This is a genomic window from Sphingomonas sp. GW821-FHT10C01 (genome assembly GCF_059415525.1).
This window is the reverse complement of the sequence record NZ_JBWKNK010000001.1, coordinates 20,044-36,194: the sequence shown is the minus strand read 5'-3', so window position 1 is coordinate 36,194 and position 16,151 is coordinate 20,044. Positions and strand designations below refer to the sequence as shown.

General features: G+C 63.1%; 14 protein-coding genes. 7 read left to right on the top strand and 7 right to left on the bottom strand.

Annotated features, from left to right (window positions below; translation table 11 throughout):
* Positions 1–2: 2 nt before the first annotated feature.
* The 3 genes from AC07M1_RS00160 to AC07M1_RS00150 form a co-directional block, all read right to left on the bottom strand.
* Positions 3–4,085, bottom strand: a complete 4,083-nt coding sequence (locus AC07M1_RS00160; protein WP_495160553.1) for an RHS repeat domain-containing protein — start codon at positions 4,083–4,085, stop codon at positions 3–5.
* A 44-nt stretch (positions 4,086–4,129) separates the two neighbouring features.
* Positions 4,130–4,351 carry a hypothetical protein gene (locus AC07M1_RS00155; protein WP_495160552.1) on the bottom strand — a complete coding sequence of 74 codons (222 nt, stop codon included), beginning with the start codon at positions 4,349–4,351 and terminating at the stop codon, positions 4,130–4,132.
* Positions 4,352–4,481: 130 nt separating this feature from the next.
* Complete coding sequence (locus AC07M1_RS00150; RefSeq protein ID WP_495160551.1) at positions 4,482–5,123, bottom strand: S24 family peptidase; 642 nt, start codon at positions 5,121–5,123, stop codon at positions 4,482–4,484.
* A gap of 85 nt (positions 5,124–5,208) precedes the next feature.
* On the opposite strand from AC07M1_RS00150, the gene AC07M1_RS00145 reads away from it, so the two are divergent.
* The 4 genes from AC07M1_RS00145 (at position 5,209) to AC07M1_RS00130 (ending at position 9,629) form a co-directional block, all read left to right on the top strand.
* Positions 5,209–5,394 carry a hypothetical protein gene (locus tag AC07M1_RS00145; RefSeq protein ID WP_495160550.1) on the top strand — a complete coding sequence of 62 codons (186 nt, stop codon included), beginning with the start codon at positions 5,209–5,211 and terminating at the stop codon, positions 5,392–5,394.
* Complete coding sequence (locus AC07M1_RS00140; protein ID WP_495160549.1) at positions 5,391–6,317, top strand: hypothetical protein; 927 nt, start codon at positions 5,391–5,393, stop codon at positions 6,315–6,317. The genes AC07M1_RS00145 and AC07M1_RS00140 overlap by 4 nt, the downstream gene beginning before the upstream one ends.
* Before the next feature lie 571 nt (positions 6,318–6,888).
* Complete coding sequence (locus AC07M1_RS00135; RefSeq protein ID WP_495160548.1) at positions 6,889–8,637, top strand: ParB/RepB/Spo0J family partition protein; 1,749 nt, start codon at positions 6,889–6,891, stop codon at positions 8,635–8,637.
* 80 nt (positions 8,638–8,717) lie between these two features.
* Positions 8,718–9,629, top strand: a complete 912-nt coding sequence (locus AC07M1_RS00130; protein WP_495160547.1) for a HEPN domain-containing protein — start codon at positions 8,718–8,720, stop codon at positions 9,627–9,629.
* Here AC07M1_RS00130 and AC07M1_RS00125 read toward each other — a convergent pair.
* Complete coding sequence (locus tag AC07M1_RS00125) at positions 9,626–9,988, bottom strand: hypothetical protein (protein ID WP_495160546.1); 363 nt, start codon at positions 9,986–9,988, stop codon at positions 9,626–9,628. The two genes, AC07M1_RS00130 and AC07M1_RS00125, sit on opposite strands and share 4 nt — an antisense overlap.
* 314 nt (positions 9,989–10,302) lie before the next feature.
* Between AC07M1_RS00125 and rlxS the strand changes: the two genes are divergently transcribed.
* The 3 genes from rlxS (at position 10,303) to AC07M1_RS00110 (ending at position 12,965) form a co-directional block, all read left to right on the top strand.
* Positions 10,303–12,264: a relaxase/mobilization nuclease RlxS gene (gene rlxS / locus AC07M1_RS00120; RefSeq protein WP_495160545.1), complete on the top strand. Its 1,962-nt coding sequence runs from the start codon at positions 10,303–10,305 to the stop codon at positions 12,262–12,264.
* Between the two features lie 103 nt (positions 12,265–12,367).
* A complete protein-coding gene (locus tag AC07M1_RS00115; protein ID WP_495160544.1) occupies positions 12,368–12,784 on the top strand; it encodes a CopG family transcriptional regulator in 417 nt (138 codons plus the stop codon).
* The gene (locus AC07M1_RS00110; RefSeq protein ID WP_495160543.1) at positions 12,777–12,965 is read left to right on the top strand and encodes a helix-turn-helix domain-containing protein; all 189 of its coding nucleotides are present in this window, start codon (positions 12,777–12,779) and stop codon (positions 12,963–12,965) included. Before AC07M1_RS00115 ends, AC07M1_RS00110 begins: the two co-directional genes overlap by 8 nt.
* Before the next feature lie 9 nt (positions 12,966–12,974).
* Here the strand turns inward: AC07M1_RS00110 and AC07M1_RS00105 are convergent, their stop codons facing one another.
* The 3 genes from AC07M1_RS00105 to AC07M1_RS00095 all read right to left on the bottom strand — a co-directional run bounded on the left by AC07M1_RS00105 (position 12,975) and on the right by AC07M1_RS00095 (position 16,025).
* Positions 12,975–13,205 (bottom strand): hypothetical protein, encoded by a 231-nt coding sequence (locus AC07M1_RS00105; protein ID WP_495160542.1) that lies wholly within the window; start codon positions 13,203–13,205, stop codon positions 12,975–12,977.
* 169 nt (positions 13,206–13,374) lie between these two features.
* Positions 13,375–13,728, bottom strand: coding sequence for a hypothetical protein (locus AC07M1_RS00100; RefSeq protein ID WP_495160541.1), 354 nt, complete (start codon positions 13,726–13,728; stop codon positions 13,375–13,377).
* Positions 13,729–13,925: 197 nt separating this feature from the next.
* A complete protein-coding gene (locus AC07M1_RS00095; RefSeq protein ID WP_495160540.1) occupies positions 13,926–16,025 on the bottom strand; it encodes a hypothetical protein in 2,100 nt (699 codons plus the stop codon).
* Between the last annotated feature and the right edge of the window lie 126 nt (positions 16,026–16,151).

Sequence of the window (16,151 nt, the reverse complement as noted above, 5' to 3'; positions counted from 1 at the left end):
ATTTACCTCACTGGTATCTGAATAAGAATACTTGTCCCTGTCATGAAGAATCTAGTTCCAGGATTGCTTCTAAACAAAGACGAATCAGGAAATAAAAGTCTACCAAGCTTCTCATTGGCGATAGTGGCTGTAATATTTATATTGGTTAGCTTGTTTGCTTTTGCAGTCGCAATGGCCTGAGAAATGCCCTGCTTAATAATATTGGCGCTTCCCTCAATGTACGACACGTGAATATTTAGATTGCGGCCAGTTATTCCTATGGAGCCGACCAGCGATTCTACGCCAAAGGAAAGTCCAAGATCAGAGGGAAGCAGCGGCCGATTCCCATTTCTGGGTATTGGATCCCGACCTGGCTGCCCCACTACGACTATACAACTTCCAGGGTTAGCTACGCAAAAATCCTCGCCATTCTGCAGGGATGCTTGATCAAGCAAATCGTAGTTTGGCTCAAACCCGCCGCGTCCAAACAAATTGGTGCGAATGCCCCCCGATGCCAGCGGTGCTGCGACATTGGGTGCTTTGCCCGTGACCGTTACCTCACACCCGTCCCCGGTAGGGCATTCTGTCATTCCGGTCGGATCAAACTTATTGACCGGGTCATTGCCCACATAGGCATAGAGGTTCATCCCATCGCCGTACCCGATGGGATCGGTCTGCATGAACCGGCCGAGCGTGGGCGAGTACATGCGTGCTTTGTAGTAGGACATGCCCAGTTCCGGCAACCATGCCTGCCCGGTATAGCCGAACCGGCCCACATCGCCGCCCGTCGGGATGCCATATTCGTCATAGGCCCGGATCGCGCTCGCCGCGCCGCTAGCGTCGGTCTTGGCGACGATCGAACCACGCTCGTCCGCGATCGGCCAGCTGCGGTTACCGCCAGCATCGTACGATACCAGCACCTCGTCCGCGCCCGGCCCGAACACATGCCGCGCCTGCAGCACGTTGCTGGTGTTGTACTCCGCGACGATATTGCCGCCGTCATAGGCGAACCGGCGGCCCGCGCTGCTCTCGTACAGGCGCAGCATCGGATCATAGCTGAGCGTTACCCCGCCCGGTCCCGTCAGCAGCATATTCTCGCTGCTGTAGCTGTAGCTGTCCGAGCCCGAGCTGGTCAGGTTGCCCTTGCCGTCATAGCCGAACGAGGTCGCGCCTGCGCTGCCATATTGGTTCAGCCCGTTCACCGAGTAGTTGCGGTCGGCGTTCACAGCACCCGTCCAGGCATAGCTGTCATTGTTGCGTGTGCTGCTCGCGATCTGGCTCGCCGGGTTGTAGCCGAACGTCGTGGTGACGTCGTGGCCGCTGCCCGCCAGATCATGCGCCAGCGAGCTGAGCCGCGACACCGCGTCATAGCCATAGCTCGTCACCACGCCGTTGCCGCGGGTCAGGCCGGTCCGGCGACCCAGATCGTCATAGGCGAAGCTCGCCAGAACGCCCGCGCCCGATCCCGCCCCATTCTCCCGGATCGCCGTCACCTCGCCGGTCACTAAACGGTCGTAATCGACATAGAGGCTGTCCGGCCAGGTCATCCGCGTCCGCCGCCCGGCCAGGTCATGGGCGAACGCGATCGTCCCCTGCGGCCCCGTCTGGCTGGTGTTGCGCCCCAGCGCGTCATAGCCGAACGTCAGCGCGTTGCCGCTCTGGCTCGCTCCCGTCATCATGCCGAGCAGATTGTAGCTGTAGCTGACGTCCGGTTCCGCACCGGGCAGGTTCTTGGTGCTCAGCCGGTTCAGATCGTCATAGCCATAGGCGATGCTGTTGCCATCGCGCAGCCGCCGGCTGGTGACGTTGTCGTTCGCGTCATAGCCCAATTCTTCATAGTCGGTCGCCGAGCTGGTGCCCGCGCTCGACGGCGAGGGGTAACGGGTCTTCTTCAGGCGATCGTGGCCGTCATACTCATAGCTGGTCTTGTTGCCGTTGCCGTCGGTGAGCGACTCGGCCTGGCCGTTGGCGGTAAAGCTCACATAATCATGCGAGGCAGCGGCCGTACCGAACGAGTTGTGATAGTCGACCACGCGGCCCATCGCGTCGAACCCGCGCTGCTGGACCCGGTCGGGGCCATTGGGGCCGGTGGTCTGCGGCGTGCAGGAATCGCTCTGCCCGGCCCATTGTGTCGGATCCATCCGCTGCGCGACACACACCAGCAGGCCGCGATTGGTGTAGCCATATTGCGTCACGGCATGATCGCTGCCGCCGGCGGACACCACGTCCTTGATCCTGCGCGCATTGCCGTCATAGCTGCTCTGGACGGTCTCGCTCGCCACGAAGCCCGACCAATTGGTCGCGCCGCTGGGCACGGTGCCGCGCTGGGCCAGCGTCACCTGTCCGTCGCTGTTGTAAGTGAACCTGCTCGCCGGGATCTTGCGCGCGCCGGCCCCGTCGGGGTCCGCCGTCATCGATCCGGTGAGCCGGCGATCCCCGTCATATTCGAACCGCGCCGTATCGCCGCTGCCGCTCAATGGGCCGTCGATCGAGGTGACGTTGCCGAACCCGTCATAGCCAGTGGTGGTGGTTGCGCTCAGCGAATTGTCGCCTGCGGCGCGGGTCACCGTGGTCGGCTGCAGCCGCGCGTCATAGCCGATCGTGACCTTGGTCTCGTCCGCGCCGCCCGCGCAGCTACCTGCCGTGCGGCAGGTCGAGATGCCGGTCAGCAGCTTGACCCCGCTGGTGGTTGTGTAGCTGTAGCGCGTCTGCGGACGCGTCCCGCCTGAGGTCGGCGCCGGCGCGGTTTCCGTCAGGACCAGCCCCGTCGCGGTGTCGTAGGTGTAGTCGGTCTGGTTGCCCTTGGCGTCCTTCGTCCAGGTCGGCAGGTTGCACGTCGCATCGACGCAGGTCGTCTGATAGTTCGCGCTCGTCGCGATGTCCGCCAGCCCCGATCCCGGCTTGGCCTTGCGCGTGGTCGCGGTCACATTGCCGCGCGTATCATAGGCGAACTGCACCTTGTTGCCTTCGGGATAGCTGATCTCGGTCGGCCGCCCGATGCTGTCATAGGTAAGGCTGGTCGTCCGGCCCAGCTCGTCGGTGACCGATGTGGGACGGTATTTGGCCAGGTCCGACACGATCGTGCGCGTATTCGACGCCGCGTCGGTCACCACCATCGTCGCGGTGTTGCCCGATATGCTGTAATTGTAGCCGGTGGTGACGCCATTCTTGGTGACCGATGTGGGCGTAAGGCCCGAATAGGTGACGCTGGTCGTGTCCGACGACGCCGACGGACGGCGAACGCCGGTGATCACCAGGCCCGATCCTGTGATCCGCCAAGTGTTGCCGCCTGGCGTCGTGATGGTGAAGACGTTGGTGGAGGGATTGGCATAGGTAACGGTCTGGCTGCCGCCACCACCGCTCAGCACCGCGCTGGTGCGCCGATACCATGCGTGCCCTGGATTCTGCCCCGGCGGCGCCGAGTTGGCGGCGAAGCCATAGGCGATCGAATAGCCCGCGTCGTTCGAGACGCCGCCGAGCCGCCAGCTATAGGTGCAGACCGGCTCATCTTCGGGCGTCGAGGGAATCGAGCAATTCTCGTACGGCTCCCAGTTGAAGTTGACGCTCATCCCGCTGCGCCCGGACATCGACAGCGGCAATCGCGTGCAGTTGGTCGAGCTGCTCGCCGTGCAGAACCCGCCGCCGGCACCGGCACCAATCGGATCGTCGAACACGATCGTGGTGCCGTCGAGCGCCTGATAGGTCATCTGGTTGCCGCTGAACGACAGCGTCGCGCCGGTTCCGTTGATCGAGCGGGTATAGCCGTCGGCCGAGGAGAACTGGTCCCATTGCGGCCCCATCTCGACCGTGATCCGGTTGTTGCCCGAGAATGAGGTCTGGCGCGAGGTGACGCCAGTCCAGTTGTCGGTTTCACCGCTATACGCGACCAGCGGAAGCTCGGACTGGCCGGCGCCGATCGACGCGATGGGCAGCCGGAGGTTGAACTGTCCGGTGGTCAGGTCGACGCCGTTCTCATCCAGATTGGGATGCGGCGAAGCTGATTGCGCGAGCGCAGGTGCCGCAAGGCAGGTGCAAAGCGCGGTGGTGACGGTAAGGAGCGAACGGCGCAGACGCGACCGGTCGCGCGCAAAAGCTGTGCGCGTCATGGCAATCTCCAATGATGTTGTTGCTTCGGGACCAAGGGCGCGCGCTACGGCGCGCCGGTCACCGTCTTGTTGGTGCGGTTGTCCGCCTTGTCGTAGCTGTAGTTGGACTGGACGTTGTTGTTCACTGTCCCGCTGTGCTTCACCGCGACCAGCCGGCCGCGCGCGTCATAGCTGTAATTGAGCGTCTCTGACGCCAAGGCAGACGCTGTCGCTGCAACTGTTGCGGCCGCGAGTCCCGCTGCGAGCAGTTCCTTGTATCTTTCCATTTCCATTTCCCGTGTCGGCAAGCCGCAGGCGGGGGAGGAGCGCCTTCCACGACTCGCCGACCAGGAGGGAGTAAGAAATGAAATCCTACAAATATCCTACATTCGTAGGATGGCATAAGATTGTAGGATTTCAGGTGAGCCTTCGACCGGCCCACACGACGCGACCGATCAGATCAACCCCGTCCGGCGGACAGTCCGTCCAGGTCGGATAGGCGGGATTGTCGCTGGCAATGGTGAGAAGGCTGCTGAATGGGTTGAGGGACAGGCGCTTGACCATAAGCGTATCGTCGCGGCGCAGCGCGTAGATGCCATCGCGCAGCCTCGGGGCGGCATCCGCGCGGTCGATCAGGATGTCATCGCCATCAGCCAGTGTCGGCGACATCGAATCGCCCGACACCTGGATAATAGAGAGCTGATCGAGCCGTCCGCTGGTGATGCGCGAGAGCCAGCGCCGGTCGAAGCCGAACTGCGCAATCGGTGCCTCGCCTTCGACGAAGGCGCCGGGTCCTGCAGATGCCTGCACCGCGAGCTTGGGCACCATCAGGAAGTCTGAGACAGGCGAGGCCGGGCCACCGAGCTCGCTGTCCTCCACACCGAAATAGCGCGCCAGCTTACGGCGATCGGCTTCCTCGAGCCGTCGCGGCGAACCCCGACGAATATGCTGCTGGATATAGGCTGCGTTGCGCCCAAGCAGGCGTGAGATGCTCGCATAGCTCTCGCCCCTGCGTTCGATCAGCCGCTCCAGTGCGGCCCGTGCCTCGATCTCATCCATGTCAACAAACTACCATAGGAAAAATCCTAGACAAGTAGGAAATGGCTTGAGAACATATATCGAACATCGATTCGGAGGTCTGTCCATGCTGCGCATGATTGTCGAGAAACACCTCAAGACCTGGCGTATCCCCCCGACACGGTTCGGGCGGGATGTGGTCGGCGATCCACGCTTTGTGTTTGATCTACGTGATGGGCGTGAGCCGCGGCTGCGCACCGAGCGGCGCGTGCGGGCCTATATCGCGACATATGAGCAGGAGCGGGCGCAATGAATCGCCGACTTGCTGTGCTTTGCTGCGCGTTCGCGCTTGCCGGCTGCGCGGTCGGTCCCGTCTTCGTGCCCAGATTCTCGCAGGCCTTTGGACGCTTCGCTGCGCTGCATGAGCTACGGCCGAGTGTGCCGGTCGGCGCCCTGTGGATCCGAGGCCATGGTCCCTATGGTGGTGGCGCGGCGCCAGAGAACCTCGTGGTCGAGCCAGGACTCAAGGAGATTACGATCGACAATAATCTTCAGGCGAGCTTCACTGCGGGGTTCCTGAAGTTCCTCGACCTGGATCCGAGCTACCGCTCAAAGGTCACCGCACGCTTCGGCGATCTCAGCGTCGTACGGATCAAGGATATGTCGAAGCTTGCGGGACCATCTGGCGCATCGCGTATCTATGCCGGGCTCAAGGCCGCGACCATCACCATCAGCGTGGTGCAGGACGCCAGTCTCGATATCGAAGCAAAACTGGCCGGGAGCGATCTCAACGTTGTCGCGAAAGGGACAGCCGGGCGTGCGCGTACTTTCACCATCGACGGCAAGGACATGTTCCTCGCCATTCAGGTGGCGACATTTGCCGAGGCGCAATCGGCCGCGCGAACGGTTCGGGTGCGCGGCGGACAAGCCGCGACGCTCGATCTGGACGGCCTGAAGATCGCGTTGGCCTGGCTCGCGAACGGTGCGGCTTGTGAGGTGAGAGCCACGGCCGCTGACGGCGTCGCGGTGACGCTCAAACCTGGTGCGGCCGAAGCATTGATGCTTGAGGTGCCGGTGGCGCGTGATGGCCAACTCTATACCGGTGTCGAGTTATCCTATCCCACAGTCGGCAGCGCGCCTGAAAATGGATGCGAAGGCAAGATCGTCGGGGCGCTCACCGGGCCTCAGCTGCGCTATGAAAAGATCGAGACTGGGGATTGGCGATTAGCGGGCTAGCCTTGGCGTTTCGCGCCTTGGTGCGCGACCGCGCTCTATTCCGCTCCGCTCCGCCGAGCCCTTGGTCGATCTCGGCCCATACGGGTGACGATCGCTAACGTGAAGGCCGGCGAGAGGCCGGGGAAGTGGAACGCGGATTTGATCGAGCGCGCGCTGGCGGACGGCTGCGCAGCCGCCAGAGGTCGCAGCGCTTTTGCTTGCCGCGTGGCACACTCGATCCGGGCGGAGGACGCGGCAGCGGCTGGCGCACTTGTCGCGCGTGCACGCCGCCGCGCCGGACGCCCGGCTTCGAAAGTGCTTGTGTGTGGGCGCCTGGCGGCGCCGGCAGCGCTTTGCGCTGAAGTGCTGCGGTCAGCGCTGGCGCGCTGGTGTTGGCTTGTCCGGCCGCGGCCAAGGGGGCTGGGCGGCGCTTCCCTCTAGTCCCGCCGCGGTGCGCCGCAACCGGCTGCGCCGGTCCTCCACTTCGTTGCGGCCCTGCGGGTGCAGCGCGCCGCTCAAGCGGGACTTCCGGTCCGCTCCTTGCCGCCCACCCCCCTTTTCCGGGGCCGGTGCGGTTTGAAGGAGAAGGATCATGGAACTCAAGCATATCGACATCGTCAAACTGAGCGTCTCGCCGGTCAACATGCGGGGTGTGAAGAAGGCACCCGATCTCGCCAACATCCTGCCCTCGGTCAGGGCGCGCGGGGTGCTGGTGCCGCTGATCGTGCGGCAGAATGGCAGCCCCGACAGCTACGAGATCGTTGCGGGCAAGCGGCGCTACCATGCCGCGCTTGCGGTCGCGGCCGAAGGCGGCGGCATCGACGAGCTGCCCTGCGCGGTGATGGCAGCGGGGGACGATGCCGCGGCGCTCGAAGCCTCGCTGATCGAAAATATCGCGCGGCTCGACCCCGATGAGGTGACGCGATGGGAGACGTTCACGCGGTTGATCCGCGAGGGCCGCAGGCCGGAGGATATCTCGCTGACCTTCGGCCTCACCGAGCTTCAGGTGAGGCGCACGCTTGCGCTCGGCAATCTGCTCCCCCGCATCCGCAATCTCTATCGCAGCGAGGAGATCGACGCGGTAACCGTGCGGCACCTGACCCTCGCGTCTAAAGCACAGCAGCGCGATTGGCTGACGCTGGTTGATGATCCTGACAGCCGCGCACCGGTCGGGCATCAGCTCAAGGCGTGGCTGTTTGGCGGGACGTCGATCTCGACCAAGGTCGCGCTGTTCGAGCTGGCTTCGTTCAAGGGTGAGATCGTCGCGGACCTGTTCGGTGAGGACAGCTATTTCGCGAGCGTGGAGGGGTTCTGGACCACGCAGGAAGCGGCGATCGAGGAACGTGCCGAAGCCTATCGAGAAGCGGGCTGGGCCGAGGTCGTCGTCATGGAGCGTGGCGCGTACTTTAATTCATGGGAGCATGAGCGGCGCACCAAGAAGCAGGGCGGCAAGGTCTATGTCGCCATCGATTATCGCGGCGGTGTCACCTTCCACGAGGGCTATATCACGACCAAGGAAGCGAAGAAGCTCGCCAAGGGTGAGGTCATCGAGAAGCCGGTTCGGCCCGAGGTCACCAGCACCGTGCAGGACTATATCGACCTGCATCGTCACGCCGCCGTGCGCGCAAAGCTGGTGGAAGCGCCCGGCGTCGCGGTGCGCGTTGCGGTCGCGCATATGATCGCCGGGTCACCGCTGTGGAACGTGCGGGTCGAACCGCAACGCGCGGCAAGCGATGCGGTCACCGAGAGCATCGAGGTATCGGCAAGCGAGGCGCTGTTCGACGAGAAGCGGCGGGAGGTGATCGCGCTGCTCGGCTTCGATCCCGAGGCCCCGACCGTCACCGGTGGCGATCCGGACGGGGCAACCGCGCTGCTGCCCAAGCTGCTCAAGCTCGACGACGCGCAGGTGATGTCGATCCTCGCCATCGTCATGGGCGAGACACTCGATGCGCGGAGCAACATGGTCGATGCGCTTGGGCAGCATCTCGCCGTGGACATAGCACCCGTCTGGCAAGCCGATGACGCGCTGCTCGATTCGATCCGTGACCGGGAGGTGCTCACTCAAATGGTCGAGGAAGTGGCTGGCAAAGCCGTCGCTGAGGCCAACGCCAAGGAGAGCGGCAAGGTGCTGCGCTCCATCCTCAAGGACTGCCTCACCGGCAGCAATGGCCGCGCCAAGGTAGAGGGCTGGGTGCCGCGCTGGATGCGGTTCCCGGCGACCGGCTACACAATGCGTGGCGGGGTTGGGGCGGTGCGCCGGTCCACCGCCGTGGCGATGCTGTTCGATCCCGAACCGGTCGAGATGCGCACCGATGCCGAGCCGATGCGTGCAGCTGCATGACCTTCGATCCGGCGGCGTGATCCACGCCGCCGGACCTATTTGCGCTTGGCAATCCGCGCTCTAGAGGTGAGGTTGATCCCATGAAGCGACGGCTCGATCATCTTCCCGAAGGCAAACGCCGCGAGCTCGAGTTCGTGGCCGATCTGCTGCGTGAGGGGTTTGCCGAGGCGGTCGCCGAACGGCGCGCTCCGCGCTTCCGGGACGGCAAGCTGCTCAAGATCATCCTGTTCGGAAGCTATGCGCGTGGCGACTGGGTCGAGGACCCGGTGGGCCGGTATTTCTCCGACTATGATCTGCTCGTCGTGGTCGATCATGAGGACCTGACCGACGTTCCCGAATTCTGGCTCAAGACCGAGGAGCGGCTGCTCGCCGAGCTGTCATCGGGCGAGCACCTGCGCACCCCGGTCAGCGTCGTCTATCACAGCCTGGACGATGTGAACGAGAAGCTGCGGCTGGGCCGCTACTTCTTCATGGACATCTTGCGCGACGGGATCGCGCTGCTCGAAGAGCCGGGACATCCGTTCGAGAAGCCCCAGCCGCTGTCGCCCGAACAGGCGCTCGCCGAGACGCGCGAGTATTACGAAGAGTGGTTTGAGAGCGCGGATGGCTTCTTCGACACAGCGCGTTATGCGCGTGAAAAGGGCCGCTTGAAGGAGGCCGCGTTCCAAATCCATCAGGCGACGGAACGCTACTATCACTGTCTGTTTCTGGTGCGGACCTTGTACAGCCCGAAGACCCACAATCTGAACCGGCTGCGCTCGATGAGCGAGGAAATCGAGCCGCGCTTGAAAGCCATCTGGACCTCCGAAACCAAGTTCGAGCGGCGCTGCTATGAGCTGCTGCGCGCGGCCTATGTGAAGGCGCGCTACTCGCGCCATTACCGCATTACCGCCGAGGAATTGGACTGGCTTGGCGGCCAGATCGCTGCGCTGCGCGACCTCGTCCGTACCATCTGCGAAGAGCGGATCGAGACCCTCGCCAACGCCGCTTAAGCGGCTTGCCTCGACGGCATTGCAAACCCCAATTCCGGCTGCCGGTCGTCGATTTGCGACGCGGTAACGCATAGCGCATCGCTGTCCGGCGCGATGCTGATCCAGTCGATCCGCCACGCCAGATCGACCACATCCCCGCATAGCTCGCGCTTGATCGAGCCCAATGCCGCGCCCTCTGTGGCTACTGAAAACCGGCATGTATCGGCCGCTTCATCATAGCAGCCCCGCACCAAAGTCCCGTCCGAAACGGCGATGGCAAACCCGTCGCGCAGCGCGCGCGGGGAGAGCTGAACTACGGTCTCGACATCGCCCGACATCATCAATCGACCGCCTTCGCGTGCTTCAATCCGAACGCCCATCTTGATTCTCATTGTTTCCGACTCACTGGCAGTGATGAATAGAACGTAATGTGAACATCTGGAAGGGGCAGCGGGTTTGGGGCGGGGGAGCAGGTAAGGCAAGATGAAAGGCCTGCCTCCAAGGATGTCGGCAGGCGAGGTCTGCACAGCGTTTTTGGTGGAGGCAGGCGCAACCCTTTGCCTCCATCGTGTCGCGCGCTTGCGCGAAACCGGCAGATTTCTGCGGGGTTTCCGCAAGACCGGTTGGAGGCCCTTGAAGCGCCTCGCATCACGTCCCTCATCGACAATCCTTTTGGCATTCCAAGGACGCGATCATGGCCGGCGAGGATGATTTCGGGCTGTGGCTCGGGCGGATCGGCAGCGACAAGCCGCTCGGCGCAAGGCTTCGCGTCGCCGCCAATCGCGCCGGTCGCCAGCTGCGGACTGCGAGTGGTCGCGCCAGCAAATTCACCGGCGCCCGGATCGGTCGCGGCGCAGGCGTGGGACGCGTACTGTCGAGCCGCGACCGTGGCGCCGGTCTGCGCGGGCGCCGCGTCATCGTGAAGACGCGCATTGTCAGGCTTGCAGGCAAGGGTGTCGATGCGGCTCATGCGCATCTGCGCTATCTGCAGCGCGACGGTACGACGCGCGATGGCGAGCGCGGTGAGCTTTACGGACGGGAAAGCGAAGGTATCGACGGCAAGGCGTTCCTCGATCGCGGCAGCGGCGATCGTCACCAGTTCCGCTTCATCGTCGCGCCTGAGGATGGTGCGGAGTATGACGACCTCAAGCCCTTGATCCGTCGGCTGATGGCGGATGCCGAGCGTGACCTTGGTACGAAGCTCGACTGGGTCGCGGTCGACCATTTCAACACCGGTCACCCGCATAGCCATGTCATCGTCCGCGGCGTCGACGAGCGCGGCAAGGATCTGGTGATCGCGCGCGATTATCTGACCCATGGGCTGCGCGAGCGCGCGGCAGCCCTGGTCCAGCTCGATCTGGGGCCGCGCACCGATCTTGAAATCCAGCGCAGCCAGCAGGCCGAGATCACCCAAGAGCGGTTCACCGGGATCGACGGGCGCCTGATCCGCTCAGCTGATGCACTGGGCCATGTCCGCGCGATCCATCGCGATGGCGTCGAGCAGTCGCTTCGCGCGGGACGTTTGCAGACGCTGGCGCGGTTGCAGCTTGCGCGCGAGGTCAGCCACGGCACCTGGGCGCTCGATCCCGGGCTGGAATCGGCGCTGCGGCGCATGGGTGAGCGCGGGGACATCATCCGCACAATGAACCGCGCAATGCGCGAACGACTGCCGCAGCGCGCGCTGTCCGACTATGCAATCTATGAGCCGGGGGAGGGCAAGGCAGCGCCGATCATCGGCCGGGTCGTTGCCCGAGGTCTTTCGGACGAGCTCAATGATCGTCGATATCTGATCATCGACGGGACCGATGGCATCAGCCGCTATGTCGATATCGGAACCAGCAACGAGCCGATCCCTGACGGTGGCATTGTGCGGATCGAACCACGCGGCGCAGCAGCGCGTGAGGTCGATCGCACCGTGGCCGAGGTCGCCGCTGCCAATGGCGGGTGCTACTCGGTCGACGATCATCTGCGCCATGACGCGCAGGCAAGTGAAGCCTTTACGCAAAGGCATGTCCGTCGGCTTGAGGCGATCCGCAGGACCACGGGCGGCGTGGAACGCGCGCCCGACGGAACATGGATCGTCGCGCCCAATCATCTGGCCCGCGCCGAGGCCTATGAGCGCGCGGTGGCGGGCAACAATCCGGTGGCGATCGAAACCCTGTCCACGCAGCCGCTCGAAAAGCTGCCCGGCCATGACGGCGCGACCTGGCTCGATCGTGAGCTGTCCGTAGCAAAACCGGCGCCACTTGGACGCGGGTTCGGGGCCGAGGTGCGCACGGCGCTGGTTCTGCGCCAGCAATGGCTGGTCGAGCACGAGCTGGCGCAGATCGAGGGCGATCGCGTCCGACTGAAGCTCAATGCCGTTGCCCGGCTTCAGCAGCGCGAAATGACGCGCGTCGCCGGGCAGCTCAGCCGGGAATTGGGGCTGCACTATGTCCCGGCTGCGCCGGGCGAGCGGGTCGAAGGCAAGCTCGGCCGCGCCGTGCAGATCGGGGACCGTAAGTTCGCGCTGATCGAGCAGTCCCGCGACTTCACGCTGGTGCCGTGGCGGCCGGTGCTCGAGCGCGCGATTGGAAAGCAGGTCGCCGGCATCATGCGCGAGGGCGGGATCGACTGGACGATCGGACGTACCCGCGGCCCGACCATCGGTCTGTGATCGGCGAGAGGCGCCTATTGCCGCGTAATGCCGCTTCAAGGGCGTAGTTCTGCAGCCGTCGATCCCGTGCGATCCTCGTAGTCCGAGCCCTTTGGAAACTGCGATGCGGACCAGCAAGACCCGGCACCAATTCTATCTGCCCGACGAGATGTCGCAGAAGCTCGATGCGCTGGCGCTCAAACCCGGCGCATCGAAAACCGCGATCCTGACCGATGCGCTTACCGCCTGGATCGAGCGGGCGGGCCACAAGGAACTGGACGAGCGGTTCGGACTGCGGCTCGACCGGCAGAGCCGCATTGCCGAACGGGTCGAGCGCAAGGTCGAGGCACTCACCGAGCTGGTCGGCGTGTTCGTCCAGCACCAGCTGACACTGGTGGCGCATCAGCCGCCGTTCGATGACGAGACCGGGCAACTTGGCCGTGATCGTTACATTCGGCTCATCGACTTGGTCGAGCGGCGCATGGTTAGCGGCGGCATCGTCGCGCGGCTTACCGGTGCAACGGAGAAGCGACATGACTGAGCAGATCGCCCCCTTGTCTGTCCGCATCAAGGAAGCATGCAAGATGACCGGGATCGGCCGCTCCAAGCTCTACGAGCTGATCGCCGCCGGTGACATCGAGGTGATCAAGGTCGGATCGATGACGCTAGTGCCAGTCGATGCGCTGCAGGGGTTCCTGGACGCGCGGCGGGAGCGTCGCTGACCATAGCCTTCAACCGGGTGAGGCGGTCGGATGCTCGAGCCGGATGGTGTCGAGCAGACGCTCGATCGCTGCATTCTCTCGCGGCGTGCCGCTGGGCGCCACTTCCCAATTGCAATGCACATAGCTGAGCGGGTCGCGTAGCCTGATCGGGCCCAGTGCGATCCGCCAGCGTCGCTGCGTGCCGCCCACCTGCTTGACCAAGGTGGAGACAATCAGATCCTGCAATTGGCTAGTGAGCATAGCATCGCTCTGGCGCGACATTGGTGGGTGTGCAAGCGTACGGCGACGCAGCTTGATTGACAGCTATGCGCCCCTAATCCGGCCGTTCGGACTACCGCGCGGCGATCCCGAAAGCCGCCATTCGTTCAGCTGCGTCTCACGGCAACTGTTGAGTGGGAAGCGGTCGCGCCTATGGGCAGCGATGCCCATAAACACCGAAGATTTCGCGTATCGTTCCTGCGTCAGCTTTCCAGCGAACTGACCAGATAGTTTGGCAAACCATATTCCCGCGCTTGAGGTCGGCAGATGCGTAGCCATCCGACCCTGCCGGCGAGATTTGGAAGCCGGTTTCCTTCAGGCTGGATACGGTCTGTTGTTCCGACGCGCCGACCGGAAAGGCCGCTTGCACCCGACGATCAAACTCAGGTTCCGCGTCACGCACATCAGGCGGAAGCTTGTCTGCGATCGGCGGCAGTTGTGGAAAGGTTGCGTTGCTACACGCCGCCAGCAAGGCAAGCGCGGCAGAAGCAAAGGCGCGGCTCATAGAGTGAAGCTAGTCTCTACCAGCGGCGGCAGCAATGGGGTCGCTAGCAGACGTTTGAGGCTGAGGTCGCTGCGCTGGCCGCACGCGCCCTCAATCCGGCCGTCCAGCGTGCTCGCCGACGAACCCGAAAGCCGCCGCGCGGTGACATGCCCTATTCGGGCATGTCACCCTTTCTACTCGAGAGGCAGCAGTTTGACTTATGTGAGTTGCTTCCAGTCGGTGCTGGTCAGCCCGGTGGCTTTGTACCAGTTCGACGTGTCGGTTCGGAATAGCTCCTCGCCCCGGAAGTTGGGCACCACGGCACCGACCGGATTAATGCCCACCTCGCGCGCGCCTTGTTGAGCGAGCGGGATCAGTTTGTGCGGCTCCGTCGCAACCATGGCCGCGGCGGAAACCGTTGAGGTTGCGTTGCTATCCAGCGTAATCGAAGTCAGGTCCGGCGTCCGGTCAATCACACGTCGCTGTGCTACCGCATCGCCAAATCCATCACTCACGATAACGTAATCATCGACCTCGCACTTAAAGAACGCGCCGACGGTCGGGTGCGTGATGATCGGGCTACCAGCCGTGGTTGAGCACCCCGGATAATTGTTGCCAACGTCCTTCGAGAAGCGCGTAGACATCCACAACCCCGGTTCCCCGAGCGTGACGGCGGTATTCTGCACCAACTCGCCGGGTGTCAGCCTGCCGCCTTGAACGGTCCAGTTGCTCGTTCCAGTTACCCGCAGCGCGCCAATAGGCGCGCTGAAATTACCGTAGCCGTCGCGATAAACCAGTTTGTTTCCCAAAGCACGGTCAAGGAAAAGCCTTGAAGTTTCGACCCCGGCTCGTTCGCGCGACCATAGTTTCAGCGTCGGCGACACCAAGGCCCCGTCAAAGAACTCGCCGCTAGCCGGTATCAGCTCCATGTCCCGGGGTTTGAAACCCGCCATGGTGATAGCGTTATAGTCGGCGATTCCACCATCAAGGGAGAGGGCGACGATATTGGAGGTGTCCAGCCCCAGGAGGATTACTTTTTTGGTGTTCACCGTCGTCTTCAGAAGCGACTTATACATATAGATGTAGCCCGACACCTTGAGCAGGCGCACATGGTCCACATCAAATGCGTTGCAATTGTCCAGCGTGCCGCCCACGTGCCCAACCCCGGGTTGCAGATTGACGGTCAGAGCCGTTTCCCAAAGGTCAGAGGTACCGGTCTTGCCATACACCCACGCTGATCCCGCATCCGTACGAGGCACATTTTCCGTGTAGACGTTGAACGTTGTTACATTGCCGCGAGCGATGTCACACGCCTTGTCCACGCTCTCGATGGTGCCGGTGATCTTGCAGTCGGTGACGGAGCGCGTAGCCGAGAAGTAAGCAATCGGCCCGTGCGAAACATACGCATCGATGCTCGTGGTGGTAGTTACATCGGACGGATCCGATCCTTCGCCTGCGAACTCCACGCCGCGCGTGCGAAATCCCTGCACACCGCCAAGGACCTTTGTTGACATCCAGCGGCGAAGCCTGATCCAAACGTCAATCCCGGTGTAGCAGTAGAAGTTAAGGCGTCCGTTGAAAAGAAAGGGCAGATCAAGAACCACATCAGCGCCCGGACCAAACCCGCGAAGGCAAAAGCCCTCCAGACGCACGCCTTCGAACACGTAGCCGGTTGGCGCTGTGCGCCAGCGGAAAACACCCCGCTTGGTCATCGGCTCGAAGCGGATCTTGACGGGAGCAGCGTCGTAATTCTCCGCTCCACCGGCCCCGACAAAATTCGCGCCCGGCTTAAGGAGGATCGTGTCGGTAATGAGCAGCGTCCCTTTGCCCGAGCTCAATGGGAGATCGCTGTCGAATGCCGCCTGAAGCGCTGCCGTGCTGTCGACATTGACAGCCATCACGCACCCGAAAGCAGTAATATCGACCCGCCCACCGGCAGGGAGGTCAACATAGAGCTTGACCCCGCCCGCCGTGGTCAGGTGATGATCGGTCGCGCCGCTTGCCGCCTCGGTGTAGCTGAACTGGCTGGCATACCATGTTGCGCCTGCACCACGCGCGGCTTCGGTACTGGCCAGAAGCTGAGCCACCGTACGGCGCGCAATGGAATCAATGCTCTGCCGCACCCAGGCTCCCACGCTCAGCGCCGTGCTGTCAGCCTTGATGATGTTGATGTCGTCGGCTTGACCTGTGTAGTTACCGAGGGCCCAGAAGAAGGCCCCGTCATCAACGGCAGCATCCTGAACGAGAAATGCGGTACCTTCCGTCACGGGTGACGCCTTGAGCGCCCCCAACGTGAAGTAGGTGTTGTTTGTAGACATGTCTGATCTCCGCAAGGGCTGAGTCTATCTCAGCAAGCGGGGGCTCACATTTCAGATCCAACATGTATCCAACAATCGTCAGGTGATTGTTCGGAGTCCAATTGCGCGTTGATCGCCTTCGGTAGA

What these genes read in the sequence shown, in the direction of transcription:
- AC07M1_RS00160 (WP_495160553.1), bottom strand. Translation starts at nt 4,085, where the DNA reads ATGACGCGCACAGCTTTTGCGCGCGACCGGTCGCGTCTGCGCCGTTCG.
- AC07M1_RS00155 (WP_495160552.1), bottom strand. Translation starts at nt 4,351, where the DNA reads ATGGAAAGATACAAGGAACTGCTCGCAGCGGGACTCGCGGCCGCAACA.
- AC07M1_RS00150 (WP_495160551.1), bottom strand. Translation starts at nt 5,123, where the DNA reads ATGGATGAGATCGAGGCACGGGCCGCACTGGAGCGGCTGATCGAACGC.
- AC07M1_RS00145 (WP_495160550.1), top strand. Translation starts at nt 5,209, where the DNA reads ATGCTGCGCATGATTGTCGAGAAACACCTCAAGACCTGGCGTATCCCC.
- AC07M1_RS00140 (WP_495160549.1), top strand. Translation starts at nt 5,391, where the DNA reads ATGAATCGCCGACTTGCTGTGCTTTGCTGCGCGTTCGCGCTTGCCGGC.
- AC07M1_RS00135 (WP_495160548.1), top strand. Translation starts at nt 6,889, where the DNA reads ATGGAACTCAAGCATATCGACATCGTCAAACTGAGCGTCTCGCCGGTC.
- AC07M1_RS00130 (WP_495160547.1), top strand. Translation starts at nt 8,718, where the DNA reads ATGAAGCGACGGCTCGATCATCTTCCCGAAGGCAAACGCCGCGAGCTC.
- AC07M1_RS00125 (WP_495160546.1), bottom strand. Translation starts at nt 9,988, where the DNA reads ATGGGCGTTCGGATTGAAGCACGCGAAGGCGGTCGATTGATGATGTCG.
- rlxS (WP_495160545.1), top strand. Translation starts at nt 10,303, where the DNA reads ATGGCCGGCGAGGATGATTTCGGGCTGTGGCTCGGGCGGATCGGCAGC.
- AC07M1_RS00115 (WP_495160544.1), top strand. Translation starts at nt 12,368, where the DNA reads ATGCGGACCAGCAAGACCCGGCACCAATTCTATCTGCCCGACGAGATG.
- AC07M1_RS00110 (WP_495160543.1), top strand. Translation starts at nt 12,777, where the DNA reads ATGACTGAGCAGATCGCCCCCTTGTCTGTCCGCATCAAGGAAGCATGC.
- AC07M1_RS00105 (WP_495160542.1), bottom strand. Translation starts at nt 13,205, where the DNA reads ATGCTCACTAGCCAATTGCAGGATCTGATTGTCTCCACCTTGGTCAAG.
- AC07M1_RS00100 (WP_495160541.1), bottom strand. Translation starts at nt 13,728, where the DNA reads ATGAGCCGCGCCTTTGCTTCTGCCGCGCTTGCCTTGCTGGCGGCGTGT.
- AC07M1_RS00095 (WP_495160540.1), bottom strand. Translation starts at nt 16,025, where the DNA reads ATGTCTACAAACAACACCTACTTCACGTTGGGGGCGCTCAAGGCGTCA.